This window comes from Aeromonas sp. FL131, assembly GCF_049860615.1.
GTDB lineage: Bacteria > Pseudomonadota > Gammaproteobacteria > Enterobacterales > Aeromonadaceae > Aeromonas > Aeromonas hydrophila.
The window spans coordinates 3,643,443-3,660,312 of sequence record NZ_CP187595.1; the positions used below are offsets into that span (position 1 = coordinate 3,643,443).

The following is a 16,870-nucleotide window of genomic DNA, read 5'->3' on the forward strand; positions in this document are numbered from 1 at the left end:
GGGGGCCGCCCTTGAACAGCCCGAAACAGGGGGCAAGGGCGTCCCCCTGCCAGAAACGCCCGGCCGGGCGTCTCTTTTAGTGCGTCCAGCACGTCATTCGTGCTGCCGCCGGGCGACTTATGACTGGGGTACTGCCTTGATCAGCGCCTCGTAGTGATCGATAAGCTCGGGGCCGTGCAGTGGCGAGTCGTGACCGCCCACCACCGTCTTGATCGGCAGCTTCATCGCTTTCAGCCGCTCAAGTGTCTGCGGATAGGCCTTCACATCGGCAAAGCTCAGGTTGCCCAGCTTCTCCTTGAGGATGCAGTTGCCATAGAGCACCAGCTGGTCGGGGAAGTAGACAAAGATGCCGTCCGGCGTGTGGGCCGGGCCCGCGTAGAAGGCGCGCAGCTTGCCCTCTTGCAGGGTGAAGTCGCCATCGTGCACCACGTTGGGCAGCACCAGGGGCAGATCCGGGTACTCCGGCAACCCCTTGCGGGTAAAGGCAACGATCTCGGCCCAGTCGCTCTTCATCAGATCCCGGGTCTGGCGGGTCGATACCACCTTGGCACCGATGGACTTCCAGTAGGCGTTACCGCCAGCCCGGTCGGTGTGGTAGTTGGTGTTGATCACCTCCAGCACCGGCTGGCGGCTGACTCGTTTGATCAGCTTGTGCAGCTCGCGGGCGGTATCCGGCGTCCAGGTCGCCCCTACAACAGTCACTCCCTTGGCCCCGAAATAGACCATGGAGTTCTCTTTGACGTAGTAGTTGTCCTCCACCACATAGACAGGGCCGCTCACCTGCGTCAGCGACATCCCCGCCGCCCGCACGCTGCCACCCCAGAAACTCGCCATCAGCACCACAGCCCCGGCCAGCCCGCACTTTATCCAACCCTTCATCATCTTGCTCCCTCGCTCCAACCGGCCCCTCGTCACCCCTGTGACAAGCCGGACCCATTTATCAGTGGGCAGAAAATACGGGGGATGTGTGAAGGGAAAATGGGCTTGTGTGAAGAGAAGGTGAAGTCTGAGGAAAGTCCGGAGAAATCGGCTGCAACCTCCTATTCGCGATCGTCCGAATACGCTGCGCTATTCGAACCTGCAACACAGATAACGGCCCCTCACCCTAACCCTCTCCCGAGGGAGAGGGGATGGTCCATGCCAATTCCAAGCCACTCATATTCACCCGCACCACCGAAGCCAACACACAATCAGCGGAGCATATTTGCTCCCTTCTCCCCCTTGCGGGAGAAGGGCTGGGGATGAGGGGGAGGTAACAATAAGCCACATACCGCCACGCACCGAGTCATGGCAAGACAGGCAAGAAACTCTGGATATCAGCGGCCTCTCGGCGACCTCCTATCCGCGATCGTCTGAATACGATTCACTATTCGAACCCATGGCACTAACTGTGAAGACAATCATGCAAGCTAAACAATGCTCAATCTATCCTGACAATAGATTAGAAAACAAATATGAAATCATATTATGATGCATGAAATTACTCACTAAAACGTGCAGGCACGGTGATGAAGAAAGAAATTTTCTACAAATACAGGGCAATGAATACTAACCTAATAGAATCTCTTTGTTGGGATAAAATATTTTATGCCTCACCCGCAACCTTTAATGACCCACTTGACTGCAAAATGTTCTCCATTGAGAATAATTCTTCAATTGAAGAGCTAAGAAAGATATATGCTAGGCTAAAGTTTCCTAGAACACTTAAAAATGCAGAAAAGAACATTAGAGGTAAAGACATTGAAGCAAAAATAAAACCCTTACTAGAAGAAATGGCAAAATCTATAGTAATAGATAACTTAAATAGAATGAGTTATAACTCAACCGATCCAGAGTATACCTGTACACCGGAGGATGCTGAAACTGGAATATTAACTTCAAATATACTTTCAGAGTTAAGGGAACATTACAGTAGAGGTGTTTTCTGTTTTTCGAAAGATGGGAAAAATATGCTAATGTGGAGCCATTATGGTGATGAACATAAAGGTATCTGTATTGGATATAGCAACCTGATTACCCATGATTAGCAGTCAGTTACCACGAACTATACTGATCTTACGTACAGTTATCGAGGTGCGAGATCATGGCCAAAAGCAAAGTCCAATTCCAGAAAGGCTACAGCCTGTTTGATTTTTTCAAGGACTATGGCACTGAAGCGCAGTGCGAAAACGCGCTGCTTGCTTGGCGTTTTCCGAACGGTTTCATCTGTCCTGAGTGCGCCAACAAGACCTGCTGTCGCCTGAAAAGTCGGCCACGCGTGCTGCAATGCAATAACTGCCGTCACCAGATGTCATTGACTGGAAACACGATTTTTGCAAACACCAAACTCCCACTGACCAAGTGGTTTCTGGCGATGCAGCTGCTGTCACAGACCAAAACTGGCTTGTCAGCGATGGAGCTAAAGCGCCAGTTGGACGTCAAATATGACACCGCCTGGATGCTCAAGCACAAGCTGCTGCAAGCCATGAAAGAGTCCGATGACAAGCAGCCCATCAGCGGCATCATTCAGCTCGATGATGTCTACTGGGGTGGAGAGCGCCGTGGTGGCAAACGAGGTCGCGGCGCGGCAGGCAAGACGCCGTTTGTGGCAGCAGTAGCCCTGAACAAGGAAGGGCATCCAATCAAGATGCGGATGACGGTGGTCGATGGTTTCAAAACCAACGTCATTGCTGATTGGGCAAAACGGCATCTTGCTAGTGGTAGCGCGGTGATATCCGATGGATTGGCCTGTTTCAAAGCGGTCAAGGAGGCCAATTGTGAGCACCTGGGTGTTGTCACCGGGGGCAACCTTGATTTGCTGGATCATCCGGCATTCAACTGGGTAAACACGATGATAGGGAATGTGAAGAACTCGCTGCGGGGCAGTTGCCATACGCTCGGAGCGAAGCATTTACCAAGGCATCTTGCGGAATACTGCTTCCGGTTTAATCATCGTTTTGACCTCAAGAGCATGTTGGTTGAATTGGGGCATGCAGTCGTGGCAAGCCCTCCGATGCCATATCGGCTCTTGAAGCTGGCTGAGGGTCATGGGTAATCAGGTATAGCAATGATAGAAAGCCTACACCTAATATAAGGCCAGTTATATATGGCAAGTATGGGGTGATAAAAACATCATCTCTTTATAAGGCATTCGTTAAAAATGATAAAGATGAACAAACAACCATTGAGAATGAAATTCTTTTAAAGAAAAGCAGTGCATGGAGATATGAAAAAGAATATCGCCTGATAAGCAGCACAGGTCTTCAAGACTCCCCTCTAAAGTTAGAAGAGATAACTTTCGGCCTCCGCTGCCCAGATGAAGTAAGGCATACAATAATTAAAATGATGGAGGGTAGACGACAAGAAATAAAATACTATGAAATGGTGTTAACACACAAAAGCGCCAACCTAATCAAAAGCCCTTATAATGGAAATAGCGAATGGTCTATTAATTTCCCCCAAGTGGCACGTTCAGCCGTGGAAATTTTCGGTGAAACTGATATAGATTGTTAATCTATTAGGGTGCTCTTAAAAAGAGTAAAGCCCACCAGCATTATTGGTAGGCTTTATTTTTGTTATCACCAGACTAACACTGGCTATTTAAACTCTGCCAATAATCACCCCAACGGCGGCGTGCGTGGCGGCACCATCCGCTTGCTGCCGGTAGACTCGAAGGCCGAGGCAAAGCGCAGCAGCTTGTTGTCGTCATAGGCGCGACCGGCGAAGGTCAGGCCCACCGGCATGCCGATATCGGCCATCACCCCCATGGGGACGGTGACGGTCGGCACGCCGAGATGGCGAATGGCGAGGTTGCCGTTGGCAACCCAGATGCCGTTGCTCCAGGCGATATCGGCGGAAGCTGGATTCACATCCGCATCAGCCGGGGCGACGTCGGCGACGGTGGGGAACAGCACGGCGTCGAGCTTGAGCCCGTCCATCCAGTCCTCCAGGTCCAGCTTGCGGGTCTTCTCCAGCCCACGCAGGCCATCCGGCACCGAAGCAATCTCGTCAAAGCGCTTGAGGCCGCGTTTGGCCATATTGACGTACTCGTCCATGCCCGCCGCCAGATCGCCCTCGCGGTTCGGCAGGGTGCCCGGATCGTGGGGGAAGATCTTCGGCCCATCGACATCGGCCAGCTTGTTCAACTTGGGATCGCCGTTGGCACGCAGGAAGTCGTCGAACGCCCAGCCGGAGAGCTCCCACAGCTCGTCGTTGAGAAACTCCGGGCTCACGATGCCGCGATTGAACACGGTCGGCGCGCCGGGTCGGTCCCCTTCGCAGTTGGAGACCAGCGGGAAGTTCACTTCGATGACTTCGGCGCCCGCGGCTTCCAGCGCCTGACGGGCCTGCTCCCACAGGGCAATCACGGCCTCGCGGGTATGGATGCGCTGGCCGGTCGGGCCGCCGATACCGGGGTTTTCGCTGGTGCCGGCTAGTTCATCCTTGTTGATAAACATGCGCGGCACGCCGAGGCGCTTGCCCTTGAGGGCATCGGGCTTGGCAGCCAGCTCAAGGTAGGAAGCAGGACGCACCTCGGACGCTTTGGGAATCTTGACCCAGGGCTGCAAGCGCCATAGATCGCCGCGGGTGTCGGCATCGTCGGCGACCACTACGTCGAGCACTTCCAAGAGATCGGCCATGGTGCGAGCATAAGGTACCACCACATCCATGGTCGGGGTCAGCGGCCAGTTGCCGCGTACCGAGATGACGCCACGGGACGGGGTGTAGGCACACAGACCGTTGTTGGAAGCCGGGCCACGGCCGCTCGACCAGGTCTCTTCGGCCAGACCAAAGGCGGAGAAGCTGGCGGCGGTGGCGGTGCCGGCACCGTTGGAGGAGCCGGAGGCAAAGGGCGCGGTCAGGTAGTCGGCGTTGTAGGGGCTCTCGGCACGGCCATAGACGCCGCGCTGCATGCCGCCATTGGCCATCGGCGGCATATTGGTTTTGCCAAGGCAGATGGCACCGGCGGCGCGCAGCCGCTCGACGGTAAAGGCATCGCGCTGGGCCACCAGATCCTTGAAAGCCGGGCTGCCGGAGGCGGCGGTCAGCCCCTTGACCAGATAGCTGTCTTTGGCGGTGTAGGGGATGCCGTCGAGCGGGCTCAGGGTCTCGCCACGGGCGCGGCGCTCATCGGACGCTTGCGCCTCTTTCAGCGCATCAGGATTGGACACTACCAAAGCGTTGAGCTTGGTGTCGGTCTCGGGGCCGTTGTAAGCCTCGATCCGGGCCAGATAGGCCTTGACCAGTTCGACCGCTGTGGTGCGGCCTGCTTCGAGCGCACCGCGCAGCTCGGCAATGGAAACCTCTGTCACTTCGATCATGGGGATCTCCTGTAAAGGGTGACTGTTTGAAATGATGATCGCCGCATCAGCGCCTGCGACCATCATGTCATCAAGAGAGAAAACCCCACGGCGTGGGGTTTTGAATTTCTACACTCTTCGACCAGCTTACTGACCTGAAGGGATCTGCTGAGTAATGCAGTGGATATTGCCACCGCCCAGCAGGATCTCGCGGGCCGGCACGCCGACGACCTTATGCTCCGGGAAGATCTCTTCCAGAATACGCTGGGCTTCGCCGTCGGTGGCGGCATCCAGCAGCGGGTAGACGATGCGATCGTTGGTGATGAGGAAGTTCACATAGGAGCCGGCCAGACGGCCTTCTGCCTCGCGCGGCACACCGGTGCCGCTCTCGACACCGGCAGACTCTTCCTGAGTGCAGTAGAGCGGGCCCGGCTGGGGCAGCTTCCACACTTTCAGCTTGCGACCCTTGGCGTCGACCGCCGCTTCCAGCACCTTGAGGGCGGCCAGGGAGCGCTCGTACTGGGGATCGTTCTGGTCGTCAGTCCAGTGCAGGGCCACTTCACCCGGACGCACGAAGCAGCACATGTTGTCGATGTGGCCGTCGGTCTCGTCCATGTAGACGCCTTCGTCCAGCCAGATAAAGCTCTGCACACCCAGATAGTCGCGCAGGTGAGCTTCGATCTGCTCTTTGCTCAGGTGCGGGTTGCGGTTTTCGTTGAGCAGGCACTCGGCGGTGGTCAGGCAGGTGCCTTCGCCGTCGACGTGGATGGAGCCCCCTTCCAGAATGAGCGGCGCATCGTAACGGGCCATGCCGTGCTGTGCCAGCATCTGGGCCGCCACTTGCTCGTCTTGATCCCAGGGGTAGTAGAGACCGCCCTTGTGGCCGCCCCAGGCGTTGAAGCCCCAATCCACCCCACGGCACTCGCCGGCCGCGTTGGTGACGATGGTGGGGCCGCTGTCGCGGGCCCAGCAGTCATCGCTGTTCATTTCGACCAGGGTGACATGGGCAGGCATGATGGCGCGAGCCTGCGCCATAAACTGGGCCGGCACCCCCATAAAGACCGGGGTGGCTTGCCCAATGGCATCCGCCACCTTGGCGAAGGTGGCTTGCGCGAAGCGACCGGCCTCACGCCAGTTGTCCGGGCGAAACGGCCAGATCATCCAGACGGCCTGCTGGTGTGCCCACTCGGCGGGCATGGTGAAGCCGTCAGCGGCCGGCGTGGTGTTCATGGTCTTGATGCTCATCGCAAGGCTCCTTGCATGGATTGAGACCCCAGTTGGCACCGAAACGCCGCGCGGGGATCCTGGAAAAATAACAGTGGTCGCAGTGTAAGAAGTTGCGCTCACATCCATCAAATGAATAGGATGGATTGTCCCATAAGCTTGGCAAATAATCTTGATGAAACTGCACCAGCTCGACCTCAACCTGCTGCTCGCCTTTGACGCCCTGATGGCGCAGGGCAGTGTCACCCGCGCCGCCGAAATGCTCTTTATCAGCCAGCCCGCCATGAGCCATGCGCTCAACCGGCTGCGTACCTTCTTTGGCGATCCGCTCTTGGTGCGCACCCCGCAGGGGATGCTGCCGACACCGCGCGCCCAGCGGCTACATCTGGGGGTACAGCAGGCGCTGCGACTGCTGGAGCAGCAACTCAGCGATGAGGAGGTGTTCGAACCGAGCCAGTCGAAGCGCCGCTTCGTGCTCTGCACCACGGATTACGTGGAGTGCGTGCTGATCCCGCCGCTCATCCAGCGCCTCAAACGGCTGGCGCCCGGACTCACCATCGAGATCCGCATCTTGCGCGACACCCTGCCCGAAGCCGAGCTGGCGAGCGGCGAGATAGACCTGGTGCTGGGCTTTGACGAATACATGCAGGTGCCGGGGTATCTCGGCAAGGAGACCTGGCTCACCGAGCCGCTGGCCGGGCTGGTGCGCGCCGATCTGCCGATGGCCGCCCCGGCACTCGCAGAGAGTGGGGATGACCCAACGCTGCAGGCCGAGCGCGTCAGCTTAGCGCAACTGATCGAGATGCCCCATGTGTTCCACTCGCCCCTTGGCACCTCGGAGGCGAGCCTGGATCGCTATCTGAAGACGCTGGGCTTCAGTCGCACCATCTCGGTCAACAGCCAGAGCTATATGTCCGCCGCCGCCATCGTCAGCCAGAGCGATCACCTGCTGGTGCTGCCCAGCATGGTGGCCGAGCTGCTCGCCAGCCACTGGCCGCTGAAAAGCCTGCCGCTGCCCGAAGATGTGCCGGATTATCACCTCAACTGCGTCTGGCATCCGGTGCATGCACAGCAACCCGCGCTGGTGTGGCTGAAGGATTTGATGAAGGAGCTGGTGAATCCGGAGTAACCCGGCTGGATGTGACCGCCCCCTCATCCCCAACCCTTCTCCCACAAGGGGAGAAGGGAGCTGAGCCTGCGCCACTGGCAACATGGCTGACAACCTGTCTGCCGGGGCGAAATACATCCCACCAGCACATCGACCTATCGATTCATCAGCTCATTGTCACATCACGCCACGATGGCCCCGAGATGACCAACAAAATGACAACTGTCACTCGATCTGTCCCCTCTCCCTCTGGGAGAGGGGCAGGGTGAGGGGACGCCACCCACTCAGTCACCAGACCGGGGAATGGCTATATCTAATAGGGTCAAATAGCTCTGGATAGGCACCATGAGAACCCATCCGTTTGCCAAGCGAATGAGGCGAGAAGCCACCCTTGCCGAACAGAAGCTGTGGCTGCAATTGCGCGACCGCCGTCTGGCCGGGGTGAAATTCCGTCGCCAGATGCCCATCGGGCCCTACATTGTCGATTTCATCTCTCTTGAGCAGAGGCTGATCATCGAGGTAGACGGGTCACAGCACAACGAACCGGCAGGGCGGCAATATGATGGCGCAAGAACGGCCTACCTCAATCAGCAGGGCTTTCGGGTGATCAGGGTGTGGAATAACGATGTGTTGAACCGGATGGAGGCCGTACTGGAACTTCTTTTGCTCTCATTGCACTGAGCAGAGCCCTCCCCCTCATCCCCAACCCTTCTCCCGCAAGGGGAGAAGGGAGCAAACAACCCGGCGGCGTGTGGCATCCCCAGAAACAACCATGGCTCCCGCAAGGGGAGAAGGGAGCAAACAACTTGGCGGCGTGTGACATCCCCAGAAACAACCATGGCTCCCGCGGGAGCCATGGTTGTTTCTGGGCGGCGCATTACGCCCGCAGGGCCGTCATCAACTGGGTGACCACGCCGCCCAGCAGGGCGGGATCGGGGCGGCACTGGGCAAAGGTGACCAGGCCCTGGATGTTGATGAGCAGGAAGGCGGTCAGGGTCGGGATATCGCGCCCGGCCGCCAGCTCGCCGCGCTCGAGGGCCAGGCTCAGCACCGCCGCCAGATCGGCATCCAGCTCGCCATAGATGGCCTTGAGCTTCAGGTGCAGCTCTTCGTCCTGCTCCGCCAGCTCCATCAGGGTGCGGGTCACCAGACAGGTGCCGCAGAGGGCGTCGTTCACCACCTGCTCGAGATAGGCCTGCACCCCCGCCAGCGGGCTAGCGGCGGCGAAGAAACTGCGCCGCAGGGCGCTCTTCTCCTGTACATAGTGATCGACTGCCGCCAGCAGCAGGCCGCGCTTGTTGCCAAACGCCGCGTAGAGACTGCCCGGATGCAACCCGGTCGCCGCCACCAGCTCCTGCATGGTGGTCTTGGCGTAACCCTTGGCCCGAAATGCCTCCATGGCATTTCGCAAGACGTCGTCCCGGTTGAACTCGGCGCTGCGCATGGTTTCTCCGTTGAAAAAGCGGATTCACCGACCAGGGGCCGGCGAGGGGAAATAAGAGGGCGGCAAGTTTACCCCAGCGGGCCGGCAACACCAACCCATGTTGAATGCTCGTTCAAAAAAGACTTGCACACAAAACAAAAAACGTCTTGAATGCACGTTCAAGAATCACTCCCTCAGGACAGACGATCATGAAGACCCTGTTTCAGCCCTATCGCCTCAACGACACCCTCACCCTCGCCAACCGTTTCATGATGGCTCCCCTCACCCGCTGCATGGCAGGCCCGGGCCTGGTGCCCACCGAGCAGATGGCCGCCTATTACGCGCGCCGCGCCGACATCGGCCTCATCATCTCCGAAGCCACCATTATCCGGCCGGACGGGCAGGGCTACCCCAATACCCCGGGGATCTACAGCGCCGAGCAGATAGCCGGCTGGAAGAAAGTGACCGGCGCCGTGCATGCCAACGGCGGCAAGATCTTCGCCCAGCTGTGGCACGTGGGTCGTCTATCCCACCCCTTCTTCCACCACGCCGAAGTGCTGGCCCCCTCCGCCGTCGCCCACGAGGGCACTGTGCCCCGCATGCGCGAGCTGGTCTATCAGGTGCCGCGCGCCCTGACCGAGAGCGAAATCGCCCAGCTGGTCGAGGATTACGCCCAGGCCGCCGCCAACGCCATCGAAGCAGGCTTTGACGGGGTGGAGATCCACGGTGCCAACGGCTACCTCATCGATCAGTTCTTGCACCACGCCAGCAACCTGCGCACCGACAACTACGGTGGCAGTCCGGAAAATATGAGCCGCTTCGCGCTGGAGGTGGTGGATGCCATCAATGCCCGCATCGGCGGGGATCGGGTGGGCCTGCGCCTCTCTCCCGGCGCCTACGTGCACCTCGAAGGGGATGCGCGGGATCGCGCCGTGTTCGACCACCTGCTGGCCGAGCTGAACCAGCGCAACCTGGCCTATGTGCATCTGGGCATCTTCGATGACAGCCTCACCTTCGACTACCTGGACGGCCGCGCCTCCGACTACCTGCGCGCCCGCTACGAGGGTCATCTGGTGGGGGTGGGCAACTACAGCGCCGAGACCGCAGCCGAGGCCATCAAGGCCGACCGCTTCGACCTCGTCGCCATCGGTCGCCCGCTTATCGCCAACCCGGACTACCTCGCCAAAGTGAAACAGGGCGACGCCCTGGTTCCCTATGCCGACACCATGCTGGCCGAGCTGGTCTAACGCTCGCCGGCACCTTGCCTGACCAAGGATGGGATCCGCGCCCTCGCGCGGGTTTCCAATGTTTGGGCCCCCTCCCGGGCCCTTTTTTGTGTCCGCTCGTTATGCCCGCCGATTTCACGATCCCTCGCCAGCGCAATAAAAAAAGTTGCTAGTAACAACTAGTTGGCTATATTGGTTGTTTATGACAACCAAATAGGAAGCCCTGATATGGATCCCCGCCCCCTGCGCGCCCTGTCGCGCGATCTGGTACGCGAACTCGGCATGCTCTCCCAGCAGTGCGGCGAACTGGCGCTCAGCCCGCTCGAAGCCCATCTGCTGATCGAGCTGGAGAGCGGTCCCGCCACCAACCAGCAACTGGCCGAACGGCTGCGCATCGACAAGTCCAACGCCAGCCGCCCGCTGGCCCGCCTGGCCGAGCGCGAGCTCATCAGCTGGCACCCCCATCCGTCCGATGGTCGCAGCAAGGAGGCGCGCCTCACCATCGCCGGCCAGGCCCAGCTGCTGGATCTGCATCAGGAGATGGACAGCGCCATGGAGGAGACCCTGGCCCAGCTCACCCTCGCCGAGCGCGAGCAGCTGTGGACCGGTCTGCGCCTCTATCGCAGCGCCCTCTCCCGCGCCCGTCGCCAGCAGGGTTACCGCATCCGTCCCATCACAGCCGCCGACAACCCCCATATCGCCGCCGTGATCCGTGCCGTCTCCGCCGAATACGGCCTCACCGCCGACAAGGGTTACGGGGTGGCCGACCCCAATCTGGATCGGCTGCATGAGACCTATCAGGGCGCGCAGAGCCGCTACTGGGTGATCGAGGGGCCGGACGGCACCATTCTTGGCGGGGGTGGCATAGCGCCGCTGGCGGGGGAAGAGGGGCAAGTCTGCGAGCTGCAGAAGATGTACTTCATGCCCTCCCTGCGCGGGCTGGGGCTGGGACGCCGGCTGATGCTGCAGGCGCTGGACGAGGCGCGCGCGCTCGGTTATCAGCGCTGCTACCTGGAGACCACCGCCGTGCTGCGCGAGGCCACCGCGCTCTACGAATCCCTGGGCTTCGAGCACCTGCCGGGCCCGCTTGGCTGCACCGGCCACGATGCCTGCGAGATCTGCATGGTGCTGGCGCTTGGCGCCGAGGATGGCCAACGACCGGCCTGAGTGATCAGCTAAGGACAAAAGGGCGGCAGCGATGCCGCCCTTTTGTTTGGCTGCCGCTCAGAGCTGGGCGGCGGGCGGCACGAAACGCAGCGCCACCCCGAGCCGGTTCCAGCTGTTGATGGTGGCCACCGTCACCGACAGCTGCACTATCTGGGCCTCGCTGAAGTGCTCGCGCAGCTCGCCATAGAGGGCGTCGGGTACACCGTCCGGCGGCAGCCGGGTCAGGCTCTCGGTCCAGGCCAGAGCCGCCCGCTCCGGGGCGCTGAACACGGTGGCATCGCGCCAGGCCGCCAGCTGATCCAGCTTGGCCTGCCCCACCCCGCTGCGACGGGCGATGTTCAGGTGATATTGCAGGCAGAAGCTGCAGCCATTGAGCTGGGAGGCACGCAGCTTCACCAGCTCGCTCAGGCTCTTGTCGAGGCCAGCCTCGTCCACCGCCTTGCCGGCGGCGATCAGGGCGTCGTGAGCCGCCGGCAGCAGCTGGCGAAAGTCGGGGTAATCGATGCGGGTGCTCATTCTGGTGTTCTCCTTGGGCATGATTTAATATCAGGGCACGAACAACATATCAGCACCCTGACATGATAAACAAGCCCCCCTTGAGTACAGAGCTGCCCATCCCCCTGCCCGCCCCCGGCGAGGGCAAGCGCGGCGAAGCGGGCCACCTCGGCTATCTGCTGCGCCAGGCCGCGGCCGCCCAGCGCCTGCGCATGGAGCGGGCGCTGGCGGACCTGCCCATCACGGCGCCCCAGTTTGCCCTGCTCACCATGCTGGATGCCTATCCCGGCAGCTCCAACGCCGAGCTCGCCCGCCTCACCCTGCTCACCCCCCAGACGGTGAGCCCCATGGTGACCAGCCTGGAGCGCAGCGGCCTGCTGGCCCGCACTCCTCACCTCCAGCATGGCCGCATCCAGCAGCTCAGCCTGAGCCCGGCGGGCGCCGCGCTGCTGGCCGAGGCCAAGGCCAGGGTCGCCCGGCTGGAGCAGGAGCTGGCCGCCCCGCTGGCCGAGGAGGAGTTGCTACTGGTCAAACGCTGGCTGGCGAGCCTCGCCAGCGGCATGGAGGGCGAGGCCTGACGCCAGCCGGTGTTAGCGGGCGGTGTTTGCAGTCAGGCCAAGGCAGACAGGGGCGCTGGGCGCCTTTCAGGTGGGGAAGTAGAACCAGGCCGTCTTGATAAGGCCCGCCTCTACTTCGAAGACCGCCATGCTCTCCAGCGGCTCGGGGGAGAGGCCATAGATCAACTCGTGATCAAACACCTTGTTGCCGATGACGGTTCTCGACAGCAGCTCTGCCCGCAGGGCCGGGTTGTTGAAACGATGCTCGGCATAGAAGGCTCTGAGCGCCCCCTTGCCCACTGTGCTCGGGCTCTCCGTCGGCATCCGGTATCCCTTGAACGCCTCGGCGAAGCAGGCCAGGAAGGCCTCGAGATCGTGGGCGTTGTAAGCGTTAAATTGTGCCTCGACGGGCAGTTCGACCGACATGCATCACTCCCTGAATCATGTAACAGCCTCCTTTATAGGGGGCATCGCCCCCCTTGTCGACGGATGACGGCAGCTCAGCCCCCATTTGCACCTTGATCGCCATGCAAAAAAAGACCCCGCCTGGGCGGGGTCTTTTTTTATCTTGTCTGCCTAGCGGGCAAGCACTTGTCAGTGCTCGCGGGTCTGGCGGAACTGGACGTCCGGGTGACGCTCCTGGGCCAGGCGCAGGTTGACCATGGTCGGCGCGATGTAGGTGAGGTTGTCACCGCCATCGAGGGCCAGGTTGACCTCGTTCTTGCGCTTGAACTCCTCGAACTTCTTGACGTCGGTCCCTTCCACCCAGCGGGCGGTGGAGACGTTGACCGCCTCGTACAGCGCTTCAACGTTGTATTCGCTCTTGAGGCGCGATACCACTACGTCGAACTGCAGCACACCGACCGCACCCACGATGAGATCGTTGCTGATGAGCGGGCGGAACACCTGCACGGCGCCCTCTTCGGAGAGCTGCACCAGCCCCTTGAGTAGCTGTTTCTGCTTGAGCGGGTCGCGCAGGCGGATGCGGCGGAACAGTTCCGGCGCAAAGTTCGGGATGCCGGTGAACTTGAGATCTTCACCCTGGGTGAAGGTGTCGCCGATCTGGATGGTGCCGTGGTTGTGCAGACCGATGATGTCGCCGGCAAAGGCGTCTTCCGCCTGCTCACGGTCACCGGCCATGAAGGTCACGGCGTCGGAGATGTTCACGTCCTTGCCGATGCGCACGTGGCGCATCTTCATGCCCTTGCTGTAAGTACCTGACACGATGCGCATAAAGGCGATGCGGTCGCGGTGTTTCGGATCCATGTTCGCCTGGATCTTGAACACGAAGCCGGAGAACTTCTCCTCGGTGGCGGCCACTTCACGGCTCTCGGCCTTGCGCGGCATGGGCGACGGTGCCCAGTCGGTCAGGCCGTCCAGCATGTGGTCGACACCGAAGTTGCCGAGCGCAGTACCGAAGAAGACCGGGGTCATCTCGCCGGCGATGAAGGCATCGTGATCGAACTCGGGGGAGGCGCCCTGCACCAGCTCCAGCTCGCCGCGCAATTGGGCCGCCAGATCTTCGCCGATGGCCGCGTCCAGCTCCGGGTTGTTCAACCCCTTGACCACCCGCTTCTCCTGGATGGTGTGGCCCTGACCGCTCTGATACAGATAGGTCTCGTCCTTGTAGAGGTGGTACACCCCCTTGAAGGATTTGCCGCAGCCGATGGGCCAGGTGATGGGGGCACACATGATGTTGAGCTCGCGCTCCACCTCGTCCATTACCTCCATCGGATCGCGCACTTCACGGTCCAGCTTGTTCATGAAGGTGAGGATGGGGGTGTCACGCAGCCGGGTCACTTCCATCAGCTTGCGGGTCCGGTCTTCAACACCCTTGGCGGCGTCAATGACCATCAGGCAGCAGTCGACCGCCGTCAGGGTACGGTAGGTATCTTCGGAGAAGTCCTCGTGACCCGGGGTGTCGAGCAGGTTGACCAGACAATCGGCATAGGGGAACTGCATCACCGAGGTGGTGATGGAGATACCACGCTGCTTCTCCATCTCCATCCAGTCGGATTTGGCGTGCTGGCCTGAGCCACGGCCCTTGACGGTACCGGCGCGCTGAATGGCCTGTCCGAACAGCAGGACTTTTTCGGTGATGGTGGTTTTACCCGCATCCGGGTGCGAGATGATCGCAAAAGTGCGTCTCTTGGAGACTTCACTCAGAAATTCAGCTGACATAATTCAACGTTCTTCTATTGGGCGGTGGCCTTAAGCCACCGTGGGATAATTCCGGAGTGCCGCATTGACTCACGGTCCGGCATGGATACGCAACGAGCCACACCAAGCTGGCATCAGACCAACCGGTGGAGAGAGGAAGAGGGTTGCGTTACATGGGTCTTCTCACCTGAGCCAAAGCAAAATTGCGCGACATTATACCCGCGCGAGTGAAAAATACCCAGCCCGGCTTTGCAGACGAGCAGGGTGGCCTGCGCGCCCTACTCGGCCCGCATCACCTGGTTGCGGCCCGCCTGCTTGGCCCGGTACATGGCCTCGTCGGCCCGCTGCACCAGATCGCCGAAGCTCTCGTCGAGGGGGCTGTACTGGGCACAGCCGATGCTGACGTGCACCGGCTGCCCCTCCGGCATCCCGTCGATGCGCAGCTGGGCGACCCGATGGCGGATCCGCTCCGCCACCTCGACCGCCTCGTCGAGGCTGGTGTCGGGCAGCAGCACCAGAAACTCCTCACCACCGTTGCGCCCGACCCGATCGAGGGAGCGCAGTTGGGCGGCGACGCAGCTGGCCACCTCGGCCAGCACCTTGTCCCCCATGTGGTGGCCCAGGGTGTCGTTGACCTGCTTGAAGTGATCGATGTCGAGCTGCAGCACCGACAAGGTCTTGCCATGCTCTCGCGCCTGCTTGAACCAGGCCTGCCCCTTGGCCTGGATCTGGCGGCGGTTGTGCAGCCCGGTCAGGTCGTCGGTCATGGCGAGCCGGCGCATCTTGCGGGAGCGGTTGAACTGATGCAGCGCCAGCATGCCCATCACCAGCAGCAACAGAATGACCACTGCATATTGCCAATGGCGCCGCTCCTGCAATTGCTTGAGCTTGGCCTCCTGCAGCAGCTGCTTGGTCTTGAGGGCCTGGTTCTCCAGCTCCTTGCGGGCCAGATCGAACTCGAAGCGCATCTGCAACGAACGCTGCTCCCTGAGTACCCGCTCCAGAGAGTGCTTGGTCTCGACGTACTTTTTGAGGCTGGCCAGTGCCCCGTTGATCTGCCCCTGCTGCTCCAGGATCCGGGCCCGCACCTCGTAGACCCGTGCCAGGAAGCGCTGGTTCTTCTCCTTGACGAAGATGGGCTCGGCCTGGGCCAGGTAGTAGAGCGCCTTGGTCGGGTTGCTCTGCGCCGCCTCCGCCATGCCCATCACCAGTTGCCAGTGGCCCAAAGTCACGCTGTCGGAGCTCTCGCCACCGCGCAGGATGGCATCCGCCTGCTGCAGCTTGCTCACCGCCTCAACCACCTTGTTCTGGTTGAGCAGGATGGTGGCGATCTCGATCTGGATCCAGGCCAGCAGCCCCTCCTTCTGCTGGGAGCGGTAGAGCTGCTCGGCCTGGATCATCAACGGCAGGGCCCGTTCATACTCCCCCATCTCGGCATAGAGCAGCCCCTGCTGGGAGCGGATGTCCACCAGCCGCTCCTGATCCCCCAGGGTGCCGTAGTCGTGCTCCAGCTCCTTGAAATAGCCCTCGGCCCGCTCGTAGAGCCCCATCCGCCGGTAGGCGTTGGCGATCTGGGCCAGCACCTCCCGCGCCTTGCCATCCTGCCCGAGCGACTCGAAGCGCTTGTGCGCCTCGATAAGCTCCATCAGCCCCTCCGCCAGCTCCCCCTGATAGGCGTACATGTCGCCGCGAAAGCTGAGGATGTCGGCCTCCTGCAGCCGATCGCCGAGTCGGCGGGCCAGTACCAGCGCCTGCTGATAGTCGGCCTTGGCCTGGTCCATGTTGCCGAGCAGCTGCTGGTGAAAGCCGCGACAGGTGAGCAGGCCGGTTTCGGTGATCCTGTCCTTGCGGGCCCGGGCGATAGCCAGCTGCTGATCGGCAAAGGCCACCACGGCGCGATACTCGCTGTCCCACTCGGCGGGCATGGCCCAGCACTGCAGGCGCACGATGCGCCCCTGCACGTCGAGGGGATATTCATCCTTGCTCGCCACCAGCGCGGCGATGCGCAGCCGGAATATGCGGTCGGGCTGGAAGCCCTCTTCCAGCAGTTGCAGCTCGCGGGAGAGCTGGGGTTCGGTCAGCGGCGCCCGGGCCGCCCAGGCGAGGGGCGTGCACAATCCCGTCAGCAGGATCAGGGTCATGATGCGTTTCATGCCGGTTCGGTTTCCCCTCTGGTGGTGCAGCTAGGCAGGTGTGTTCACTATGACCATCATATCCTGCCTTGTTCAAGC

16 protein-coding genes are annotated in these 16,870 nt (G+C 60.8%); 8 read left to right on the top strand and 8 right to left on the bottom strand.

What is annotated here, in order from left to right; translation table 11 throughout:
- Positions 1-117: 117 nt before the first annotated feature.
- The gene (locus ACPW75_RS16835) at positions 118-879 is read right to left on the bottom strand and encodes a CphA family subclass B2 metallo-beta-lactamase (RefSeq protein ID WP_077097962.1); all 762 of its coding nucleotides are present in this window, start codon (positions 877-879) and stop codon (positions 118-120) included.
- A 629-nt stretch (positions 880-1,508) separates the two neighbouring features.
- Between ACPW75_RS16835 and ACPW75_RS16840 the strand changes: the two genes are divergently transcribed.
- The 3 genes from ACPW75_RS16840 to ACPW75_RS16850 all read left to right on the top strand — a co-directional run bounded on the left by ACPW75_RS16840 (position 1,509) and on the right by ACPW75_RS16850 (position 3,492).
- Entirely contained in the window at positions 1,509-2,027 is a 519-nt protein-coding gene (locus ACPW75_RS16840) for a DUF2971 domain-containing protein (RefSeq protein WP_425904329.1), read from the top strand.
- A gap of 56 nt (positions 2,028-2,083) precedes the next feature.
- Positions 2,084-3,034, top strand: coding sequence for an IS1595-like element ISAeca5 family transposase (locus ACPW75_RS16845; RefSeq protein ID WP_279962591.1), 951 nt, complete (start codon positions 2,084-2,086; stop codon positions 3,032-3,034).
- Positions 3,035-3,099: 65 nt separating this feature from the next.
- Positions 3,100-3,492 (top strand): hypothetical protein, encoded by a 393-nt coding sequence (locus ACPW75_RS16850; protein ID WP_425904330.1) that lies wholly within the window; start codon positions 3,100-3,102, stop codon positions 3,490-3,492.
- Positions 3,493-3,596: 104 nt separating this feature from the next.
- On the opposite strand, the gene ACPW75_RS16855 is transcribed toward ACPW75_RS16850, so the two are convergent.
- Entirely contained in the window at positions 3,597-5,300 is a 1,704-nt protein-coding gene (locus ACPW75_RS16855; RefSeq protein WP_077097966.1) for an amidase, read from the bottom strand.
- A 126-nt stretch (positions 5,301-5,426) separates the two neighbouring features.
- The gene (aguA, locus tag ACPW75_RS16860; RefSeq protein ID WP_077097967.1) at positions 5,427-6,524 is read right to left on the bottom strand and encodes an agmatine deiminase; all 1,098 of its coding nucleotides are present in this window, start codon (positions 6,522-6,524) and stop codon (positions 5,427-5,429) included.
- 154 nt (positions 6,525-6,678) lie between these two features.
- On the opposite strand from aguA, the gene ACPW75_RS16865 reads away from it, so the two are divergent.
- The gene (locus ACPW75_RS16865) at positions 6,679-7,632 is read left to right on the top strand and encodes a LysR family transcriptional regulator (RefSeq protein ID WP_425904331.1); all 954 of its coding nucleotides are present in this window, start codon (positions 6,679-6,681) and stop codon (positions 7,630-7,632) included.
- A gap of 324 nt (positions 7,633-7,956) precedes the next feature.
- Positions 7,957-8,292, top strand: a complete 336-nt coding sequence (locus ACPW75_RS16870) for an endonuclease domain-containing protein (protein WP_044799187.1) — start codon at positions 7,957-7,959, stop codon at positions 8,290-8,292.
- A 196-nt stretch (positions 8,293-8,488) separates the two neighbouring features.
- Here ACPW75_RS16870 and ACPW75_RS16875 read toward each other — a convergent pair whose 3' ends face one another.
- Positions 8,489-9,055, bottom strand: a complete 567-nt coding sequence (locus ACPW75_RS16875; protein WP_024944533.1) for a TetR/AcrR family transcriptional regulator — start codon at positions 9,053-9,055, stop codon at positions 8,489-8,491.
- Between the two features lie 188 nt (positions 9,056-9,243).
- Between ACPW75_RS16875 and ACPW75_RS16880 the strand changes: the two genes are divergently transcribed.
- Both ACPW75_RS16880 and ACPW75_RS16885 read left to right on the top strand, forming a co-directional pair.
- The gene (locus ACPW75_RS16880) at positions 9,244-10,281 is read left to right on the top strand and encodes an alkene reductase (protein WP_179101522.1); all 1,038 of its coding nucleotides are present in this window, start codon (positions 9,244-9,246) and stop codon (positions 10,279-10,281) included.
- Between the two features lie 207 nt (positions 10,282-10,488).
- Positions 10,489-11,427, top strand: a complete 939-nt coding sequence (locus tag ACPW75_RS16885) for a bifunctional helix-turn-helix transcriptional regulator/GNAT family N-acetyltransferase (RefSeq protein WP_077097973.1) — start codon at positions 10,489-10,491, stop codon at positions 11,425-11,427.
- Positions 11,428-11,484: 57 nt separating this feature from the next.
- On the opposite strand, the gene ACPW75_RS16890 is transcribed toward ACPW75_RS16885, so the two are convergent.
- Positions 11,485-11,943 (bottom strand): carboxymuconolactone decarboxylase family protein, encoded by a 459-nt coding sequence (locus ACPW75_RS16890; RefSeq protein WP_011704690.1) that lies wholly within the window; start codon positions 11,941-11,943, stop codon positions 11,485-11,487.
- A 62-nt stretch (positions 11,944-12,005) separates the two neighbouring features.
- Between ACPW75_RS16890 and ACPW75_RS16895 the strand changes: the two genes are divergently transcribed.
- Positions 12,006-12,500 (top strand): MarR family winged helix-turn-helix transcriptional regulator, encoded by a 495-nt coding sequence (locus ACPW75_RS16895; protein ID WP_135320598.1) that lies wholly within the window; start codon positions 12,006-12,008, stop codon positions 12,498-12,500.
- A 66-nt stretch (positions 12,501-12,566) separates the two neighbouring features.
- On the opposite strand, the gene ACPW75_RS16900 is transcribed toward ACPW75_RS16895, so the two are convergent.
- From ACPW75_RS16900 to ACPW75_RS16910, 3 genes are all read right to left on the bottom strand, one after another.
- The gene (locus ACPW75_RS16900; protein WP_045790638.1) at positions 12,567-12,905 is read right to left on the bottom strand and encodes a nuclear transport factor 2 family protein; all 339 of its coding nucleotides are present in this window, start codon (positions 12,903-12,905) and stop codon (positions 12,567-12,569) included.
- 168 nt (positions 12,906-13,073) lie between these two features.
- Complete coding sequence (gene prfC, locus ACPW75_RS16905) at positions 13,074-14,663, bottom strand: peptide chain release factor 3 (protein ID WP_085946238.1); 1,590 nt, start codon at positions 14,661-14,663, stop codon at positions 13,074-13,076.
- A 254-nt stretch (positions 14,664-14,917) separates the two neighbouring features.
- A complete protein-coding gene (locus ACPW75_RS16910; RefSeq protein WP_077095918.1) occupies positions 14,918-16,780 on the bottom strand; it encodes a GGDEF domain-containing protein in 1,863 nt (620 codons plus the stop codon).
- Between the last annotated feature and the right edge of the window lie 90 nt (positions 16,781-16,870).

Excerpts from the sequence above, each read along its gene's own strand:
- ACPW75_RS16835 (WP_077097962.1), bottom strand. The coding sequence starts at position 879 with ATGAAGGGTTGGATAAAGTGCGGGCTGGCCGGGGCTGTGGTGCTGATG.
- ACPW75_RS16840 (WP_425904329.1), top strand. The coding sequence starts at position 1,509 with ATGAAGAAAGAAATTTTCTACAAATACAGGGCAATGAATACTAACCTA.
- ACPW75_RS16845 (WP_279962591.1), top strand. The coding sequence starts at position 2,084 with ATGGCCAAAAGCAAAGTCCAATTCCAGAAAGGCTACAGCCTGTTTGAT.
- ACPW75_RS16855 (WP_077097966.1), bottom strand. The coding sequence starts at position 5,300 with ATGATCGAAGTGACAGAGGTTTCCATTGCCGAGCTGCGCGGTGCGCTC.
- aguA (WP_077097967.1), bottom strand. The coding sequence starts at position 6,524 with ATGAGCATCAAGACCATGAACACCACGCCGGCCGCTGACGGCTTCACC.
- ACPW75_RS16865 (WP_425904331.1), top strand. The coding sequence starts at position 6,679 with ATGAAACTGCACCAGCTCGACCTCAACCTGCTGCTCGCCTTTGACGCC.
- ACPW75_RS16870 (WP_044799187.1), top strand. The coding sequence starts at position 7,957 with ATGAGAACCCATCCGTTTGCCAAGCGAATGAGGCGAGAAGCCACCCTT.
- ACPW75_RS16875 (WP_024944533.1), bottom strand. The coding sequence starts at position 9,055 with ATGCGCAGCGCCGAGTTCAACCGGGACGACGTCTTGCGAAATGCCATG.
- ACPW75_RS16880 (WP_179101522.1), top strand. The coding sequence starts at position 9,244 with ATGAAGACCCTGTTTCAGCCCTATCGCCTCAACGACACCCTCACCCTC.
- ACPW75_RS16885 (WP_077097973.1), top strand. The coding sequence starts at position 10,489 with ATGGATCCCCGCCCCCTGCGCGCCCTGTCGCGCGATCTGGTACGCGAA.
- ACPW75_RS16890 (WP_011704690.1), bottom strand. The coding sequence starts at position 11,943 with ATGAGCACCCGCATCGATTACCCCGACTTTCGCCAGCTGCTGCCGGCG.
- ACPW75_RS16895 (WP_135320598.1), top strand. The coding sequence starts at position 12,006 with ATGATAAACAAGCCCCCCTTGAGTACAGAGCTGCCCATCCCCCTGCCC.
- ACPW75_RS16900 (WP_045790638.1), bottom strand. The coding sequence starts at position 12,905 with ATGTCGGTCGAACTGCCCGTCGAGGCACAATTTAACGCTTACAACGCC.
- ACPW75_RS16910 (WP_077095918.1), bottom strand. The coding sequence starts at position 16,780 with ATGACCCTGATCCTGCTGACGGGATTGTGCACGCCCCTCGCCTGGGCG.